This window comes from Fibrivirga algicola, assembly GCF_011742925.1.
In the GTDB taxonomy this organism is placed as follows: domain Bacteria; phylum Bacteroidota; class Bacteroidia; order Cytophagales; family Spirosomataceae; genus Fibrella; species Fibrella algicola.
On the sequence record NZ_WAEL01000047.1, the window covers coordinates 1 to 275 of the forward strand.

A 275-nucleotide genomic window follows, 5' to 3' on the forward strand; every position below is an offset into this window, starting at 1 on the left:
TTGCAGCTTGCCCGTGTTGCCACTACGTTCTGCGTCTGAACCGATGGCGTTGGCGTTACCGTCACCGTGGTGGCCACTGTAGCCGAGCAACCCGTGCTCAAGACGCAGGTAGCTGAATAAACCGTCGTTTGCAGCGGGGTCACCTCCAGGGTAGAACCCGTTGTACCCGTCGACCAGGTTACGGTACCAGCACAGCCGGTCAGGCTCAGCAGCGTGGTGGCCTCCTGGCAGATCGTTTCGCTATTCACGGTCAGTACTGGCGTTGGATTCACCGT

The 275-nt window shown here is 59.6% G+C and carries 1 pseudogene; it reads right to left on the bottom strand.

Annotated features, from left to right (window positions below):
- Positions 1 to 248: pseudogene (locus F7231_RS27150) on the bottom strand (hypothetical protein); the annotation flags it as partial.
- Between the last annotated feature and the right edge of the window lie 27 nt (positions 249 to 275).